Here is a 17,166-nt window from a genome sequence, read left to right as displayed (position 1 = left end):
AACATGAAACTCAATAGAAGACAATTTTTACAATCGAGTGGCGCCGTTATGGCAGTAGGTAGTGTCCCACTATGCTTGACGCTGCCTTCTACTGCGTTAGCTGAAGGAAACAGTGGCTATAAGGCATTGGTCGCTGTGCATTTGGCTGGCGGCAATGACTCCTTCAATATGGTTTTACCTCGAACTGCTGCCAATTACACGCAATTTAAAAAAGCGCGACCAAATGGAGTTGAACTAGACGACATTCTGTACACAGGTTTGCATACCGACAACAATGTTGAGCTTGGTTTACACCCTAGTATGCCCAAGGTAGCCCAATTACTTTCTGAGCAAAAAGGTTCCGTAATAACTAATGTTGGACCGTTGATTGAGCCCCTCGATGGGAGAGTCTATCCTCGTCCCTCCAGTCTTGGCTCTCACAGTACAGGTACGAAAATGTGGCAAACGCGTTGGAATCCAGAAAGCCAAAGTTATGTTGGTAGTTGGGTCGGAGCAATGATGGACTTTTTATACGATCCTAATATAGCCCTACCTGAATCCATCAATGTTAATGGGTTCCATATCGCAGGCAAAGAATCCAAACAATTGCGTATGAAGGCAGGTGAATCTCCTGGACTGAATATATTAAAAAATTCACCTGCGTTTGCAAAATATTATCAAGATTACACAAACCAGATTGGTGGTAGTCCCTTTGACAAAGAATGGCAAGACCGTTTGGCCTTTTTGCAACAAACCCAAAATCAAGTTAATGACCAACTGTCACAATATCCACCGGATGAAACAATTACGGGGGGGATGTTGGCCAACTCATTGCAAACCGTCAAACAGATGATGCAAGCTGCTAAAGGGATAGGTCACGCTAAGCAGGTATTTACGGTAATCATGGGAGGATTTGACACCCATGGAAAATCAAATGATCACCTTCTTGCTCAGCTGGATGAGGTACTAGCTACGTTCTATGCTTCTCTGGAGCGTGATGGCTTAGCTGATGATACAGTTGTGTTTACTATGTCTGACTTTGGCCGTAGTATTAATGAGAATGCTAATAGAGGAACCGATCATGGTTGGGGAGCCAATCAACTAGTACTAGGGGGAGCCGTGGATGGAACTAAGGCTCATGGGCAATACCCTCAGTTTGCTGTTGGTGGCGAAGATGCTTTTGGTAATAAGTTCAAACCATCTCAGTCAAGCGAGCAAATGGCAGCGACATTAGGACGGTGGTTCGGGTTACCTGAGTCCGCTATTGATTATATATTTCCAAGTCTGAACCCGAGCAATGATTACCCGTTTGGGAGCCGCTATCTATCTTTCCTTCCTTTAGGGGGGGGACAAACACCATCTGAGCTGCTTCCCCCTTTTGCTATTAATGCCAGCGCAGAAAATCCTAATGGCACAGGTGCTGCTATCAATGCTATTGATGGCGACCCAGCGACCAAGTGGTCTGCAAAAGGTACAGGTGTAATCTACACAATCATGTTGTCTGAGCCTTGCTACATCGATTTTATCAAGTTGCGCCAGTATAAAGGCGATGCCAGGCAGTACTTTGTTGATGTGATGGTTTCTACCGATGGTAATTTATATGAGAAAGTTGTTAAATATACCAGTCCGGGGAATACTAATAGTTGGGTTACGCAAGTTGTTGAACGTCGTAATGTGCAATTTGTTCGATTGATTTGCAATGGCAACAACGATCCTAATACCCCCTCCCTCAGAGAATGGAATAACTTCAGTGGCATTGAGGTTTGGGGACATTCTGCTCTCTTTTAAAAGTTAGGAATGCCCTGCTTACTGAAAGGCTAAGAAGTCCAGTCAGATCTTGTCGTGAGGGCTCGCTTGGTTTAGCTCTGAGGTATTTCTAGGCTTTTTCTATTTCTCTACGACGTTGAGTGTGTTTGCCTGTTTATTTGACAATGAAACTGGGTTTAAGTGCTATATGAAACTTTCTCTTTCGAAGGTAGAATTGAAGAATTTGCACTGTGTATTAATGCAAATACTTAGCATAGAAAAGTTCATTGATCAAATTATAGCCGAAGTTCTCGCGTCCAATGTACTGTAAGGGATCACTTTTCCTTTAAATGTCACTATAACTTACGGGTTTGATTCTCATAAATGACAATATGCTTCACTGAAGTATATTGTCGCTTTATCAGTCAAAAATAAACAACGAGGGGGGCGCTTATTGATTAAGCGGTGCTGCCTTTTTTAACGAAACGCCGACGGTTTATTTTTTGTCACGATAGCGGCTAACATATCCATCATCATGCTATTGATTACCATGATCATCGATCCGGCAAATTCATCTATGACTTGAGGAAGGAAGGCAATGTGGTTTGTCGGTAAATTTAAACTGATGACTTTGAGCTCCCTCCTCAAAGGTGAAGGAATATCAATGAGGTCCGTATCGATGCTTATTTCAGAGAGCGGTGGTGTTAAATGGTTTGGTGTACATAGTGAGACGCCCCTTGTGTGTACATGTAGGGTAAAAAAGAGGGGGGTAGGACTCAATGTCGTTCTACGCCTTAGTGGGCTACCTGCTGAGTCACGCTTCCCTATAAATGTTGTTGCATTGAAAAGAAAGTGTGACTTTCTATGAAAAATAGGGAAAGTCAATATGCATTTGATTGAATATTGTATTAGTATGCCTGTGTCTAATCGTATTTTCATCCAGATATTAATCATTTAGGCGAGAAGGGTTTCTTTACTCGCTTTTTTTATCTATATTTTTCTCGGTATATCGAGAGAGAAGTAATTGATATTTATGACTAATATCGCTGTTTTGAACTCTGGACTCCCTTTTCAATATTCGGATCGATAGAGTGTGAAAGTTTGTAGAGGAGCGCGATACGATGGCATCTTGTTAATAAGCGCAATTAAGTCTCGATAGACCGCACGATTAAATGGCATTTCAATGCCGGTCAAATGGACGTTCAACTCTCGTTTGAATAGGGAAGGCATTAACGTTAAGTTTGCGTGCCTTGGTAATACGCAGGCAAAACCGTATGAGTGCGGGCTTGTTGCTGTCATCGTCTGTGGTAATGATTGGTTAAATCAATGACGAACGAGTTTAAATAGAAACGCTTTGCTCCAGTAATCATCTAGTGGAGCATTCGATGGTACTGCACTACTCCAATGAGTTAGGCCAACCTCAGCGATATGCTGCAAGAGCGGGGGGGGGGGGGCTCAGTAAGTCGTTGGCTATCTACCGTTGGTTTATTGAGCTTGCGCCGCTACTTCGTAAGAAAATGAGGCGTTATCAAATGCTCTCTTTAGTCCACCATTTCCCTCAGTTAGCGAGATTTCCGAACAAGTTAATGGAGAGTTGGGGCATGTAGGCGAGCTTATCAAGATGAGTGGGTGATATTGAACTTAGGGTCACGGTTGATTGCAGCTTTGCTCCCCTTCACCATGACGCTATACCGTCGGAGGATCATGAGCAGCCAGACCACTCTCATCAAAATCAAAGCTTGCAAGTACATATTGAAGCACTCATTAGCAACCTTCCTGATAAATACCGCTACATCATGATTCATTGCTATGGATTATACGGCAGAGAGGTGCTTTCACTGCGGGAGCATGGGGTGATGCTTGGTAGGAACTGAAGCCAATGTAAGTGTAAGACGTACTGCTCTGACACACAGTACGTAGTGCTTCTTTGTTTAGCAAGATCACCTTTATTATTGCCGCTCAACAATAAAAGTGAGCCAAGCAAAAAGCATCATGCATGCTTTAAATTAATAAAAACGAGATTTAGTTAACAAATTTAAAACATTAATGTTTTAAATTTGTTTAAGGGACAATGGCCGTGTAGCTGCGATAACTGCCATCAAACGCCGATCTCTTTAATTTACAAGGGTTGAAAGCGGGTGTCTCAAACCCATATCAAAAACAAAGTCTGATCAGTTTTGATTATCGATGAGTTTTGATATTGAAAAGTTGACGGTTATCGTAAGAACCCGGTCAAACCGAACATTACTAACAAGGGCTTATATTTTAGGGGGAGATTCTTTACTTTATGTAAAATTAATGCTTTCTGCCACCAACCCTTTCAATTTTTACCCTGAAAGAAAATTACAGATTCTTGCCAAATGTTAAGTGTTTGTGATGCGATTTTGTTTCGGTTTGATTTTGCCTCGCTACTCTTAAACTAAAGCTTTTCCTTTGTAGAGCACTATAACTAACTCAACTTACTTCGACAGTTTTAGGTAAGCTTGAGAGGGGAGATAATGACCATCTTAGATAGTAACTTAATAGCTATACAGAAAAGCGTGAGCCAAATAAATTCGACCAAGAAAGCCGCCAAAGAGTACTCCACTCAACAAGCCACTGAAAAGTTTAGTGGACGATACGACTACCAGTAGGCTTTGTTGCCGAAATCGACTGAACTAAATCAAAATCTTACGATCAGATCAGGAATATTCATTCACTGACTTTGATTTCATGCCGAAGCCTCGCTATAAAACCACCAACTGGCGCAAGTACAACAACTCCCTAGTCAATCGAGGTTCACTCATGTTTTGGATTGACGAAGAAGCAATAACCGAGTGGAAACAACCTAAACAGCATAGACGTGGCAGACCCCGATTGTTTAGTGACTTAGCTATCACGACCGCTCTCATGGTGAAGCGCTTCTTTTCCTTCCCCCTAAGGGCGCTACAGGGCTTCATAGACTCAGTATTTAAATTAGCGAATGTTCCATTGATTTGTCCGCACTATACCTGTATAAGCCGTCGAGCCTGGCGTAAACTCCATCTTGCGGTTGATACAGATACACATGAAATTGTCACCGCAGAGCTGACACTATCAAGTGTGACTGATGCGGAAGTACTCCCCAATCTACTTAAACAAACACGCCGAACCATCAAGGAAATCTCGGGAGATGGTGCATACGATACAAGAGAGTGTCACAGGGCGATTAGGGTTAAGAAAGCGACACCTTTAATCCCTCCGCGCGAAGGTGCCGCTTTCTGGGAAAAAGGGCATCCACGTAATCTGGCAGTTGGCTGCCAAAAGCTCTATGGCTCGAACAAAAAGTGGAAACAGAAGTATGGTTACCATAAGCGGTCATTGTCGGAGACCGCTATGTATCGAGTAAAACAACTACTAGGAGCTTCACTCACGCTTCGAGATTACAACGCACAAGTTGTAGAGGCCTACGCCATGATTAAAGCACTCAACAAGCTAACTGGGATAGGTATGCCCGAAACGCAGTATGTTGTTTAAAATACGAACTATTTAACTAGCGTCCGCTCTTTCGTTGAATTCGGCAACAAAGCCCTACCAGTATGTCGATTATAAAGGTATGAAGTATCCCTTCAGTATTTATTGTCCAATACACGGCAAATTTACGACGACTTCAAACAATCATATTAGATCAAAATTTGGTGGTCTCCTATGTGCTAGAAATCACACCAAACAATATTTACGCTAAACACCAAAAGCTAATCAAGAGCAATACGATTTATGCTTTGCCGTTTCGAGCCAAAAACACTGTCGGTATTGATTTAGGTTTGAAATATCTTGTTATTACCTCCAACGGTTCAAGTCTGGTCACCCTAAAGACACCAAGCGTTACGTTAACAAACGAGCTAAAACTGAAGTATTACTTCCCTTGAATGGTAGGTTGTTATGAGTGTTCGCCCAATACTTGCTGATAGTTCAATAAGCAATCAGCGAGCTAAAAAAATCTAATGGCTGTAATTGAAGAATCCGACGGTTTTCCCGTTGCAGTATTAAATCGTAGTCAGCCCGTTTTTTATTGCGTTCCTGCTGAAGCTTATGAACGTCTAATGGATAAGCTCGAAGACATTGAGCTTGCTCAAATTGTTGAAGAACGTAAGAGATCGGATGAAATAGAGGTTACGTATAAATTGACGTTCAAAGTCGAGGCTCAAAAAGAGTGGAAAAAACTCGACTCAATTGTAAAAACTCAGTTTGTTGTTTAAGAATCACTCAATTTCAGACGGTTTGGTTTTCTGTCCGAATTACGCAACAAAGCCTTGATGAGTACGATGATTGTTGTAGTAGTCCATCCATTCCTTCAGATCTTTCTGTAACTCTTCCAGTGAACCATACAGTTTTTTCTGAATGTCACTTGGTAGAACTCATTTAATATGATTTTGTGGAAGCGTTCGCAGGTACTATTTGTTTGTGGCGACATCGCTTTAGTTTTCGTGTGGTCGATGTCATTGATGGCTAGGTAGAGTTGGTAGTCATGCAGCTTAACACGGCCACAATATTCAGTGCCTAGGTCAGTTAAGATTCGCAGCATTGGTAGCTCGCGTGCTTCGAAGTACGGAAGAACCTTATCATTTAACATATCTGTTGCGGAGATTGGTGTTTTTGTCGTGTAGAGCTAAGCGAAGGCGATCTTACTGTAGGTATCAACGAACGTCTGCTGATAGATACGCCCAACACCTTTAAGGTTGCCAACATAAAACGTGCCTTGAGAGCCGAGATAGCCAGGGTGCGCTGTTTGTATCTTACTAAAAGCTTCATCATCATGCTTCTTTCGCTCAAGGGCGGCAACTTGTTCATCCATTAGAATTATACCGTTTTCTGCCGCCTATTTTTCTAGCGCTACAAGGCGCTTCTTGAAGTTCTCTAGATCATTGCGAAGCCAGATTGAACGAACGCCACTTGGAGAGACGAATACACTAAGCTTACGTAGTTCGTTGCTTGTTCTAACTTGTCCATGGGCTGAAAAATCGATGGCGTACTTAAGCACGGCTTGCTCAGTTACGTTATCGATACGGCTCTTCAAGTCTGGAGCTCTGTGGCTTTGGCTAATGAGTCCATCAAGACCTGTTGTTTCTACCAACCCCTGATAGCGATAGAACGTATCTTTTGAGACGGCCATAACTTTACAGGCTTTTGATACGTTACCGAGTTCTTCTGCAAGATTGAGAAGCCCAGCTTTGTGTTTGATGATTGGATTGCTAGTATGAAGCATGAGAGTTACCTCTTACTGTTTTTGATTAGTGATTAAGCACCTTTAATCAAAGTGGGTAACTCTCTTCTATTCAAATAGAAGTATCAGATCTAGTTGGAACTAAGACACACCATGGGTTTGTCATTCCACTCCTTTTTTATCTCTGCCACAAACCAACAGTGTTTATTGATGGTTTCTATTAGTTCTGGTGCGCGTTCGTGTGAATCAACATCGATACCGGTGTTTGTTACTTACCAGTGGCTTTATCAAAACCATGCTCTATGTATTCTTGTAACATATAAAGAATACTTGGCTCTGTCTTGGTCCCTTCCTCAAAGAGCTTTATTACTCGATGCCATCTTCATCGTACAAGTAAACCAAAAGACCGTAGAGTTTTTCTAAGCCGTCTATCTTGGTCTGAGTCGCCTTCTTGTTTAAGTCGTATAGTCTCATTTCTAAATTGTTTCCCTTCGTTCTCGCCGTCTGTATCATCAACTTTATGTCTTTCTTAATGCTGGAAAGCTGCTTGTTGTTCACCTTGGCTTTGAGGTATTTCAACAATATCCCGTTGCGTTTGACCACCGGAACAAAACGTTGGCTCTGGGATATCTGGTTGAGTAAGTGAAGAAGCGCGTGAGTGATGACATCATTCAAGCTACGGTAGCACTCAAAGTCCTTTTTATGATGGTCATAGATTGTATCTTTTGTTTTTGTTATCTGTTATGTCAGCTACTGACGGATTACATTTTTAATATTACTTGTCATATGAGAATGTTGCAAAAAAATCAGATATTTGGACATGGCTGATGTTCTAAAAAATCTCTAGCTTAACTGGGCTGGAAATTAGTTCTGGAGTATGCAGAAAGTAACCTTGAATATAGTTGGCCCCAACAAAAGCCGCTTTATCTAATAAGTGTTTGCTAGATACTCCTTCAATGAGAATATTGCTTTCTGTCACGTGTTTTCTTAACGTTGCAATAAGATGTTGTAATCGTTTTTCAGAAAGTGTAGTAAAGCAGTCTTTATCAATTTTTATATAGTCGGGTTTTATTTGATTTAGTTCATCGAGAGAGAATTTATAGTTATTTGAAAAGTCGTCGATTGCTATTGAATATCCTAGTTCTTTTAATAGCATAATAGAATTCAAACATTCATCATGACGCCAACCATGGTATGACTCAGATATTTCAAGTGTAACAATTCCCTTAATATTATCTAACTTAGATATAATGTTATTGATATTAATTTTATGCAGAGAACTATTGGTTAAATTTATGAACAGATGACTATTTTGTAAATTTGTGTTTATAGCTATTTGGGATAATACATTTGTGTCTATACGGTATCCAAGACCATTCTGTTCTAAATTGTTAACTAAATGTTGAATATTTCTCCCTGATAGAGGTCTACTTAATATTTCCAATTTTTGTGTTGTATCTTCATTGTCATTTAAGTTGGTTGGAAAAATTTTTTGTCCTGCTAAATTGACATCAATAAAAGACGTGTCGTATATAATTGTCATCACAAAATCCATTGTAAAATAGTAATAAGAATAATAGCTTTGTAAATAAAGAACGTGGCGCAACTACAGAATGCTAATTGAGTACTAAGTTAACGAATGATAGTTGACATACATTTTATAATATTTTTGCTACGGTCAAGATATCTTTACGATAAATAACAGTAACACTTGTTCTCACACCATCAAAACCAGACTGTACCAAAGGAAGCCTTGTTATTCAAAATAAAATTTGTCCTGTAGAAAGTTATTTTTGTATTGCAGTTCTTTGTTTCCTAGCGCGTTGGATGCTACTAGTGTTTGCTATTATTTTCCACTTATAAACAAGCATGTAAGTGAAAAATAATAAGGAGTGTTTGTGTAAAAAACTAGGTTGAGTAAAGCCACAGACCCGATTGAAAGTTCTAATATAGTTAATCTATCCGTGAATAGTATTTATGTTGATAATTATACTCGTAGCTATCGAAAGGGCTTTACCCCCGAAAAAACAGGATCATGTTATTCAACCATGACAGTACCGCTATTGTCAGCAGAAGAGACAAGAACTAGATCGTATCAAAGCGGCTCTTCTTACCTTCGAAGGATGGGGCAGAACAATGATTTTCCAAGCGCTTCGTAGTTATGAAACTATAGCTGTACGTCATGTTAACAATTATCTTTAGCCACGAAATTGAAGTAATAAAACGGTGACGGTCAGACAGAGGCTAGAGCCACCGTTCAAGATATGTAATTAATTGAGAGTTTACTGGAGTCGCTTACTGTTATCTCACTCAATTGGGTTTTGTCGCAAAATTTGGACTTCCAAGTTAATATTCGCTAAACATCTATTTACAACTTAAAGTCTTGATGCTGAAAGTTATCCCTTCCATCAGAAGCCATTATTGTCTATTACCTCGCTTACAAACAGAGTTATAGGGAAATTGAAGAGTTCTAGAGGGAGCACAGTGGTGAGTGTAGCTAATGCCATTATCAATTGCGGGTGATTAAGTTTATACTGGTTTTGGAACATAGAGTAAGACTCAAAAAGAAGCTAGTATCTAATTTATGGTGTTTATGAGATCTATGTTAGAGGTGAATGGCTCTACTATTATCGGTTCGTCGATAAGTTTGGAAGTGTTATTGATTATTATCTTAGTCCAAATGGCGATGAGATTGTCGCAAAACTTTCTTAAAAGGCGACAGCGCACATTATTTCCAGAAAAATTGTGATTGATAGCAGTAAAAGTAACCGTACGGCAATCGACGTAAGAATGTTCAATTTTAGATAGCGGATTTCTCCATGCTATCATTGATGGAGATGCTCGACATCAAGTACTTTGAATAGCATTGTTGAGCAGAATCATCACAGGATAGAACAGAAAATACATCAGACACTCGGTTGAAACAATAGTAAGTATCCATGATCGAGAGTCGTGGACGATAAATAAGCGAGATTGAACTCATTTAAAGGTCAAAAATTTGATTATCTCAACAGCTAAAGGGGTTCATAGCACGGTTCTGTCACTTATGTAATCGACCGATCCTACCTCTCTATTAGTTATATGTTATCTACTAAAGGGCTATGACTTGTACGAAATGTATGAAAGGCCCAAGAGTTTAGATGCCGTAATTAATCTGCTAACTTAGTACTAGTTCACCAAAACGAGGCTAAGAAATATTGTCATTTAATTGAATTTACTATTTGCTAACAATACTAACAGTTATTGGAGTAATTATGATTTTTTGAATGATAACTAATAAAGTGCATTGTAATTAATATTACTTATGAAAACCATTATCAAGATTTAGGTTAATTTTTTGTCGTACTTTTAATTTTCTTTTGCAGCGGCTAATTTGAGGCTTTGGACAGACTCTTGGAGTTTTAGCAGAATTATAGGTAAACCACCACCATCACCTTCGATTACACTCATTACTATTAAATCTTCCTCTAATTGCACGTCATATAAAATAGCTTTTTCCTTAGCGCATTTGCCATTATAAAACGCTAGCATTACTACTCCAGGCTTTTTTATTAGCCGTGTTTCGCAATTATCATACACTATATCGCCAAGGATAGGATCTCTATAAAGTCCATTAATAATTGCTGTATCATTTTTGACAGAAGCAATAATTTCGTATAAAGTCCCATCGCTATATTCCATTTGCGAGTAATATGTACCATCCGTTATTTTATTGGGTTTGAGTTTGTAATAAGTTAATAAGGTGATTGTTATAAGTACTACTACTATTAATACTTGTGTTTTGTACATGTTATATATACTCTGTGGTTTATTAATTGACATTTATACTTTTCTCCTTTAGTATCAATAAGTATGTGTTTATTATTTCTATCGACACTTATTTTTGATGTGTGATTTTTGGCGGCAACAGTAGTTGTTAAAAACAACAACGATAATAAAAACATCCCCCCGATAATCAAACCAATTAATCGTTTCACTGTTTTATTAGTGTGTTTGAATTTACTAGTTCTTAGTTTTAGCTCACTCTTACTTTCATTGTTATCTAGCTCTTCGTATAGCTCTAATCCAGAAAATGAGTACCCTTGATTTGGTGTGTATATAAGTATAGTTTTTGATGTATCATTTAACTGTTTCCTAGTTCTACTTATAATCTGAGTTACACTTTCTTTGGAAATATGCCCATGAGGCCAAAGAGATTGTTTTAACTCATTTGAACTAATATGCTTATTTGACAAAGTTCCATTAGCGATAATATTTATACATTCAGCTACTTTAGATGGCAAGCATTGAGTTTCTAGTGTAACCTTGTTGAAACACTGCCCAGTTTCCAAACAAATAATTGAATTAACTTTGTTTAAAAGAATTTTCATAAGACACCAATAAATGTAACTTTAATTCCATCACTAAATGTTAATGTTTTTTATTTTATCAACATGATACATATGCTATAACAAGCTCAAACATACAGGTATTTACCACAGCTGCAACTTTCTAAATATTTCAATTGATGTATGGAATATATGTCATTTATTAAAGGTTTATGAGTCATTAATATGCTTATGTAACATAGGGTTACATACTCGAATGGAACTAATGTTATTATTATTAATTGTGTTTTATGTAACAAATTGAAATAAAAATTTACACTTTTGTGAATGGGTTTACTCAAACTTAAGGTGGCTTTGTTGCGTAATTCGGACAGAAAATCAAACCGTCCGAAATTGAGTGATTCTTAAACAACAAATTGAGTTTCAGGCATACCAAGCCCTGTAAGCTTGTTAAGCGCTTTAATCGTGGCGTAGGTTTCCTGAGCATTGTAGTTTCTCAGGCTTAACCTCCCACTTAGCAACTGCTTCACACGATACATGGCTGTTTCAGAGAGCGAACGCTTGTGATAACCATACCGTTTTTTCCACTTCTTGTTAGAGTCGTAGAGCTTTTGGCAACCCACTGCTAAATTACGAGGATGTCCTTGTCCCCAGAAGGCTGCCCCTTCTCTTGGTGGGATAAGCGGAACCGCTCGCTTAATCCGTATGGCATCATGGCAGTCCTTGGTGTTGTAAGCACCATCTCCAGATATCTCGATGATTCGTCGACGTGTTTGCTTGAGCAAATTAGGAAGGACTACTGCATCAGTGACATGAGATAAACTTAGCTCTGCTGCTATTATCTCATGAGTACTGGTGTCGACGGCTAAATGCAGCTTTCTCCAGACTCTACGCTTCCCGTCAGTACCGTGCTTCTTGACCTTCCATTCACCTTCACCATAAACCTTGAGACCAGTGGCATCAATGGCCAGGTACTGTATCGCACTTCTGGTTTTAGTTTTAAATGAAATCTCAACTTCCTTAGCTCGACGGTTTATACAGGTGTCATGCGGACAAATAAGCGGTATGTTAGCCAGCTTAAATACTGAGTCTAGAAAACCTTGCAGCGCTCTCGATGGCATAAAGCCCGAATTAGCTGATGTCAGACTTTGAAAGGTCGATATTTTATTCACGATATCATTTTTTGGGGGTGCGTTGGTATTGTAAATACAGTATCAATTATAGAACTTGATCGAGATGTTGTTGGGTTGAGGCGTTACTGTCAATCACGCGGCTTTATATTGATGTGTTCAGCGTTATGTGTCAGAGCTAGGAAAGCTGCGAAGTGCTTCTTTAAATAATGCGAATGTTTCGAGCGAGATAATTTTCGTATTGGCTAATATGGTCGAGATCCTTTAGTCTAGGTGCATTTGATTATATATTAAGTATTTATAGTGTTGTTATTTGTTGTTTATAGACAGGAAGTTCAAGTAAAAAGGTAGTGCTTCCTTTATAGTGGCAAGCTTTTTTTCAGTTGCTGGATTTTGTAGTTTTTACTATAACTATAGATGATGAGTGGGTCGTCTCACTATTTATAAAGATTATAAAAAATTCTACTCTGGGTTTAGTGGTGAGTAAGGAGCTCTTTATGCAAAGTGATAGCACCTTATTACGTAATTATTATCAGTATTTTTCTTCGTTGTTATCTCAGAATCAAGATAAAAAATAATCAATGACTTGGAGGTCAAAAGTGGCTGAAAGAAACAATAGTGGTCTGCTTGAAAAGCAGCCTTGGACTATACGTACTCAAGCCCGCAAAGAGGTACCGAAAAAACCGAACGAAAATCAAAAACAACATGCTAGAGTAAGACGAAGAATTGAACAGATTCTGGAAGAAAGAGAATTAAGAAAATTATGGACTCTTGACTGACCTTAGTTAGTTTCACTCAATATAAAGGCGCCAATATGTAAAGAGTCTTTCTATGTAATACTATACGGCTGCCACTTTCCTCCCGACATCGTCCCCTTGGTTGTCCGTTATTACGTTTCTTATAAACTTAGCTACCGTGGGATCGAAGAGAACATGGCTGACGTCTGAGTTGATTACTCGACCATCAACCGGTGGGTCATCAGGTACCCGCCTTTGCTGGAGCATCGAGCTCACGGACGAAAGAAGCCTATAGCCTCTTCGTGACGGATAGACGAGACTCACATTAACGTTAAAGGTCAGTAGAAGTACTATTGCCCGAACTGTGTATAAATATGGTGATGTGATAGATTTTCTACTACGTGATACGCGAGATGAAAAAGCAGCGAGAGCTTTTTCTCAAAAGGCCATCAGAAGGGTTACCCGAAAAAGTGGTGATTGGTTGCAGCCATTCCGACGTGTTGGCCCTGCATCATATCAATGTATAGCTTTGTGGCCTGATGCTCAGCCTCATTGAAGTCCTTCAAGTGAAATACCTGAACACTATTGTTGAGCAAAGCCACCCAGAGTAAAAGAGAAAATGAACCAGGCACTGCGCTGGAAATCTGACGAAGGTGAAAAGGCGAGCTTAGCAGGGTTAGAGCTGTGGGCAACGATTAAGAATGGGCAGCTCAACATCCCTGATACTTTATCCGTTACGCGCTTGCAGCCTAATTGTATCTAAAAATCAGTACGTTTGTGCATCATCATAACTTTGTGATAGAAACCAGAATTTACTGATTACCATATAAAAGCAATAATTAAGCTGTTTTAGGTGATTTTACCTCCATTTTGAACTAGGAAATAACGCCAGGTAAAGAAAATTGAATTAAACTAAATCATATGTTGAAATGTTGTTACCAAATAATAAAATGGGCACAATATAAAAAATGCATTAATAAAAAATAGTTTGTTCACTTTTTGGGTGAGAGGAAAATTATAAATAGTAGCTTTGAGAACTCGCCATCAAAAGAAAATGTATTGAGTCAAGCTATTTTTAGGTTAAGAATGGACTTTGACAAGTTACAAAGTTCAGTTTAGTGAAACTTATGTTATGTACGAAAGAAAAAAGATATAGTGTTGAGGCGATATGGCTTTCTGCCATAGTTTCTCGAATCATGATAAAGTAAACCAAGTAATGTTTTTAACTATTAATCAAACGTCTGAGGTAGAAGAAAAAATGGGTAGTATTAGTATTTGGCAACTTCTTATCATTGCTGCGATTGTAATTCTGCTATTTGGTACGAAGAAACTTCGTGGTATTGGCGGTGACCTAGGAAGTGCAGTAAAAGACTTCAAGAAAGCAATGATCGAAGATGAAATTACTGCAAAGTTAAATGAGAAGGGTGTTGATTTTGAGCTTGCCAACATTGAGCAAAAGAAAACAAATGCTTTTACTGAAACAAGAAAAAATAAAGAGCAGGCATAATTCGTGTTTGATATCGGTTTTTGGGAGCTGGTACTCATCTCTATGGTTGGTCTAGTCGTTTTGGGACCAGAGCGTTTGCCAACTGCAATTCGAAGTGTTTCTCGTTTTATCCGCTCAGCAAAAGAGATGGCGAACAACGTTAAAGGTGAACTTTCACACGAACTTAAAATACAAGAGCTTCAAGCTAATCTGCGAAAAACTGAGGAAATGGGTATGGAAGAGCTATCTCCTGAGCTGAATCGTTCGGTAGGAGGGTTGGTGCTGACCGTTCAAGATACAATTCCCCCTTATTCGAGTGATAAAATTAAGGCGGTCAATTCTGAGCAAAGTACACGACCTGCGGTAAGCTCAGAAGTCCCCAAACCTGTTGAGAATGAGCTTTTAGATAAGGTTCTGAATAAGGACTAAGCTTCAGTTCACATGTCCATTTACATGTTGAACGTGAGTTAGTTTAGTGTTTCTTCTGACTGCGACTCTATTTTATTCGAGGTTTTCATGCCATCTATTAAACAGACACAGCCTTTGATTAATCACCTTCTTGAACTTAGACACTGCTTGTTGCGTGCTGTGGTTGCAGTGATGGTAGTGTTTTTAGCCTTGGTCTATTTTTCGGGTGATATCTATGATTTTGTGTCTAAACCGCTTGTTGAAAAGCTGCCAGAAGGGGCAACGATGATTGCAACTGACGTTGTATCGCCATTTTTCACTCCATTAAAGCTGACCCTAATATCATCGGTATTTATTGCCGTACCTTTTATTTTGTATCAGGTATGGTTATTTGTTGCCCCCGGTCTCTATAAGTATGAAAAAAAACTCATTATGCCGTTGATGTTTTCAAGCTCTTTACTTTTTTACTGCGGTGTGGCATTTGCCTATTTCGTGGTGTTTCCACTAGTATTTAGTTTCTTCACTACCATATCGCTTGGTGGAGTAGAGTTTGCGACAGATATCACTAGTTACCTAGATTTTGTTTTAGCGTTATTCCTAGCGTTTGGTGTTGCATTTGAGGTGCCCGTTGCCATTATTCTGATTTGTTGGACCGGAGCAACGAATGTTCAAAGCTTGAAGCAAAAACGTCCTTACGTTGTGGTTGCTACGTTTGTCATTAGTATGTTACTTACGCCGCCAGATATGATTTCACAAACTCTATTGGCGATTCCGATGTGTTTGTTGTTTGAGATTGGTTTGTTCTTTGCTCAATTCTATACTCGGCAAAGTGAGGTAGAGCCCGAGGAAGAGTAACCTCACTCTTAGCAAAATAAACATTTGCATTTTATCTGTTCGCTTAATAAGGGGTTATTATGAAGGCTAAGACTAGCTTTGATGTAATGGTCGCCTCTCTCTTCTAGCACTGCTATGCCAGATTAATGTTGCAGCTAAATAAGAGTAGGAGTAACAACCATTCATTAAAGTGTGCGATTCATAGGGATGGTTTCAATTTTCTTAGCTGAAGATCTAGCTTGCAAACCTGCTTTTGAGATATCTCTTTCTTGAGCTAGTAGTACTGAGATGCTTCTTCATGCTGGAGTAGAATTGAAAATGGTTATTCGCTCCAGACGCGATATAGGGTCTGAAAGAGGGTAATGGCATTAAAACGAAGCCGAAAATAAACTAAACCAAGTTTGTTACTCTCAAGATGATATATAGGCTTTCACCATATAACATTAACCTATGGTGAGTGTAAAAAATAAATATGTACACATAAAATTAGTAATGCTATAAATACCCAGTTAGTTAAGTAAAGAGTAGATGCCATGTTTTGGAAAAAATGGGAATACACTATCATCTTTGGTTCGGTGTTAATAATTGCAATGTTTGGGGCCTACCAAAACGACTACTTATTGTTAGTGTTCTCTGTTGCTTTATCACTCGCTATATTCATTATCCCACTCTTCAAAAAGTGGAAAAAATACACCGACGCCAAAAAAAGTGATATGGTAATAGAAAGGTTGTTACAAGAACAACACTATTTTAGGTATGTCGCGATATACCAATGCCAGTGCTCTTACTATAACGATCAGTGGCAAGATAAAAGTGATTGCGAGAAAATATGTCCTGAACATGCTAAACCATTGGAAATGGTGTTCACCACTATAGAGCAATGCGAAAGACCAAGCGATGGCCGGACAGTAAAAACTACACTAAAAGCTAATATAAACGTCAGTCACCCACTCTAAAAAGCACTAAGGACTAAAAATAATTTGGAATGCTTATTAGGCAAAAATGGATAGATGAAATTGTTGTACTGACACAATATTGTGGCGGCGAGTTTTGTCGTAAAGCTTTTTGTCTTAGGTTAAGATTTGCCCAAGTTCTATTTAACACTTTTAATTATAATGGCTAAATGCTGCCACTTTCCATCAGAAGTTATTCTGGAAACCGTTCGTTACTATCTCGCTTACAAGCTCAGTTATCGCGAGATTGTAGAGGTACAGAGGGAGCCGGAGTGAATCCGTCACTAACCGTTGGGTCATCAAATTTGCACCAGCTTTGGAGCGTAGAGCGAGGTCTAAGGAAAAGCCTGTTTTAGTGGTACTCTAAATTAGAGTTTATCCTA

At 39.0% G+C, this 17,166-nt stretch carries 14 protein-coding genes and 5 pseudogenes; 12 read left to right on the top strand and 7 right to left on the bottom strand.

All coding sequences use genetic code 11. From position 1 onward, the window contains the following. The first annotated feature begins 3 nt into the window (after positions 1-3). Positions 4-1,767: a DUF1501 domain-containing protein gene (locus tag LY387_RS25610; protein ID WP_234498091.1), complete on the top strand. Its 1,764-nt coding sequence runs from the start codon at positions 4-6 to the stop codon at positions 1,765-1,767. 456 nt (positions 1,768-2,223) lie between these two features. On the opposite strand, the pseudogene LY387_RS25605 reads toward LY387_RS25610, so the two are convergent. Continuing rightward, a pseudogene (locus tag LY387_RS25605) lies at positions 2,224-2,370 on the bottom strand (serine recombinase); the annotation flags it as partial. A 740-nt stretch (positions 2,371-3,110) separates the two neighbouring features. Here LY387_RS25605 and LY387_RS25600 point away from each other — a divergent pair. The 4 genes from LY387_RS25600 to LY387_RS25590 all read left to right on the top strand — a co-directional run bounded on the left by LY387_RS25600 (position 3,111) and on the right by LY387_RS25590 (position 5,942). Continuing rightward, on the top strand, positions 3,111-3,332 hold the full coding sequence (locus LY387_RS25600) for a hypothetical protein (RefSeq protein WP_419153491.1): 222 nt from the start codon (positions 3,111-3,113) through the stop codon (positions 3,330-3,332). A 1,105-nt stretch (positions 3,333-4,437) separates the two neighbouring features. Then, the gene (locus tag LY387_RS25595; protein ID WP_234498090.1) at positions 4,438-5,220 is read left to right on the top strand and encodes an IS5 family transposase; all 783 of its coding nucleotides are present in this window, start codon (positions 4,438-4,440) and stop codon (positions 5,218-5,220) included. A gap of 34 nt (positions 5,221-5,254) precedes the next feature. Continuing rightward, the gene (locus LY387_RS27300) at positions 5,255-5,428 is read left to right on the top strand and encodes a DUF723 domain-containing protein (protein ID WP_419153490.1); all 174 of its coding nucleotides are present in this window, start codon (positions 5,255-5,257) and stop codon (positions 5,426-5,428) included. A gap of 259 nt (positions 5,429-5,687) precedes the next feature. Next, the gene (locus tag LY387_RS25590; protein ID WP_326492015.1) at positions 5,688-5,942 is read left to right on the top strand and encodes a hypothetical protein; all 255 of its coding nucleotides are present in this window, start codon (positions 5,688-5,690) and stop codon (positions 5,940-5,942) included. 39 nt (positions 5,943-5,981) lie between these two features. On the opposite strand, the pseudogene LY387_RS25585 reads toward LY387_RS25590, so the two are convergent. The 6 genes and pseudogenes from LY387_RS25585 to LY387_RS25560 form a co-directional block, all read right to left on the bottom strand. Then, a pseudogene (locus LY387_RS25585) lies at positions 5,982-6,949 on the bottom strand (IS481 family transposase). A gap of 89 nt (positions 6,950-7,038) precedes the next feature. Then, positions 7,039-7,624 (bottom strand): annotated as a pseudogene (locus tag LY387_RS25580) (DUF2913 family protein). Between the two features lie 115 nt (positions 7,625-7,739). Continuing rightward, the gene (locus tag LY387_RS25575) at positions 7,740-8,450 is read right to left on the bottom strand and encodes an EAL domain-containing protein (protein WP_234498089.1); all 711 of its coding nucleotides are present in this window, start codon (positions 8,448-8,450) and stop codon (positions 7,740-7,742) included. Between the two features lie 1,805 nt (positions 8,451-10,255). Further along, positions 10,256-10,696, bottom strand: a complete 441-nt coding sequence (locus LY387_RS25570) for a hypothetical protein (protein ID WP_234498087.1) — start codon at positions 10,694-10,696, stop codon at positions 10,256-10,258. Next, positions 10,675-11,277 carry a winged helix-turn-helix domain-containing protein gene (locus LY387_RS25565; protein ID WP_234498085.1) on the bottom strand — a complete coding sequence of 201 codons (603 nt, stop codon included), beginning with the start codon at positions 11,275-11,277 and terminating at the stop codon, positions 10,675-10,677. Before LY387_RS25565 ends, LY387_RS25570 begins: the two co-directional genes overlap by 22 nt. Before the next feature lie 362 nt (positions 11,278-11,639). Then, positions 11,640-12,356, bottom strand: a pseudogene (locus tag LY387_RS25560) (IS5 family transposase); the annotation flags it as partial. 608 nt (positions 12,357-12,964) lie between these two features. Between LY387_RS25560 and LY387_RS25555 the strand changes: the two are divergent. The 7 genes and pseudogenes from LY387_RS25555 to LY387_RS25520 all read left to right on the top strand — a co-directional run bounded on the left by LY387_RS25555 (position 12,965) and on the right by LY387_RS25520 (position 16,786). Further along, positions 12,965-13,144 (top strand): PA3496 family putative envelope integrity protein, encoded by a 180-nt coding sequence (locus LY387_RS25555; protein ID WP_234498083.1) that lies wholly within the window; start codon positions 12,965-12,967, stop codon positions 13,142-13,144. Between the two features lie 57 nt (positions 13,145-13,201). After that, a pseudogene (locus tag LY387_RS25550) lies at positions 13,202-13,730 on the top strand (IS6 family transposase); the annotation flags it as partial. Continuing rightward, positions 13,722-13,865 (top strand): hypothetical protein, encoded by a 144-nt coding sequence (locus LY387_RS25545; RefSeq protein ID WP_234498081.1) that lies wholly within the window; start codon positions 13,722-13,724, stop codon positions 13,863-13,865. The pseudogene LY387_RS25550 and the gene LY387_RS25545, both read left to right, overlap by 9 nt. Positions 13,866-14,360: 495 nt before the next feature. Continuing rightward, entirely contained in the window at positions 14,361-14,609 is a 249-nt protein-coding gene (gene tatA / locus LY387_RS25540; protein WP_234498194.1) for a Sec-independent protein translocase subunit TatA, read from the top strand. Positions 14,610-14,612: 3 nt separating this feature from the next. Further along, positions 14,613-15,017, top strand: coding sequence for a Sec-independent protein translocase protein TatB (tatB, locus tag LY387_RS25535; protein WP_234498079.1), 405 nt, complete (start codon positions 14,613-14,615; stop codon positions 15,015-15,017). Positions 15,018-15,104: 87 nt separating this feature from the next. Beyond that, a complete protein-coding gene (gene tatC / locus LY387_RS25530) occupies positions 15,105-15,851 on the top strand; it encodes a twin-arginine translocase subunit TatC (protein ID WP_234498078.1) in 747 nt (248 codons plus the stop codon). Between the two features lie 512 nt (positions 15,852-16,363). After that, positions 16,364-16,786 carry a hypothetical protein gene (locus tag LY387_RS25520; protein WP_234498077.1) on the top strand — a complete coding sequence of 141 codons (423 nt, stop codon included), beginning with the start codon at positions 16,364-16,366 and terminating at the stop codon, positions 16,784-16,786. Positions 16,787-17,166: the final 380 nt, after the last annotated feature.

The organism is Vibrio maritimus, assembly GCF_021441885.1.
Taxonomy (GTDB): Bacteria; Pseudomonadota; Gammaproteobacteria; order Enterobacterales; family Vibrionaceae; genus Vibrio; species Vibrio maritimus_B.
Note: the sequence above shows the minus strand (reverse complement) of the source record. Positions and strands in the feature narration are given on the sequence as shown.

Excerpts from the sequence above, each read along its gene's own strand:
- LY387_RS25610 (WP_234498091.1), top strand. The coding sequence starts at position 4 with ATGAAACTCAATAGAAGACAATTTTTACAATCGAGTGGCGCCGTTATG.
- LY387_RS25600 (WP_419153491.1), top strand. The coding sequence starts at position 3,111 with ATGGTACTGCACTACTCCAATGAGTTAGGCCAACCTCAGCGATATGCT.
- LY387_RS25595 (WP_234498090.1), top strand. The coding sequence starts at position 4,438 with ATGCCGAAGCCTCGCTATAAAACCACCAACTGGCGCAAGTACAACAAC.
- LY387_RS25590 (WP_326492015.1), top strand. The coding sequence starts at position 5,688 with ATGGCTGTAATTGAAGAATCCGACGGTTTTCCCGTTGCAGTATTAAAT.
- LY387_RS25575 (WP_234498089.1), bottom strand. The coding sequence starts at position 8,450 with ATGACAATTATATACGACACGTCTTTTATTGATGTCAATTTAGCAGGA.
- LY387_RS25570 (WP_234498087.1), bottom strand. The coding sequence starts at position 10,696 with ATGTACAAAACACAAGTATTAATAGTAGTAGTACTTATAACAATCACC.
- LY387_RS25565 (WP_234498085.1), bottom strand. The coding sequence starts at position 11,277 with ATGAAAATTCTTTTAAACAAAGTTAATTCAATTATTTGTTTGGAAACT.
- LY387_RS25545 (WP_234498081.1), top strand. The coding sequence starts at position 13,722 with ATGAACCAGGCACTGCGCTGGAAATCTGACGAAGGTGAAAAGGCGAGC.
- tatA (WP_234498194.1), top strand. The coding sequence starts at position 14,361 with ATGGGTAGTATTAGTATTTGGCAACTTCTTATCATTGCTGCGATTGTA.
- tatC (WP_234498078.1), top strand. The coding sequence starts at position 15,105 with ATGCCATCTATTAAACAGACACAGCCTTTGATTAATCACCTTCTTGAA.
- LY387_RS25520 (WP_234498077.1), top strand. The coding sequence starts at position 16,364 with ATGTTTTGGAAAAAATGGGAATACACTATCATCTTTGGTTCGGTGTTA.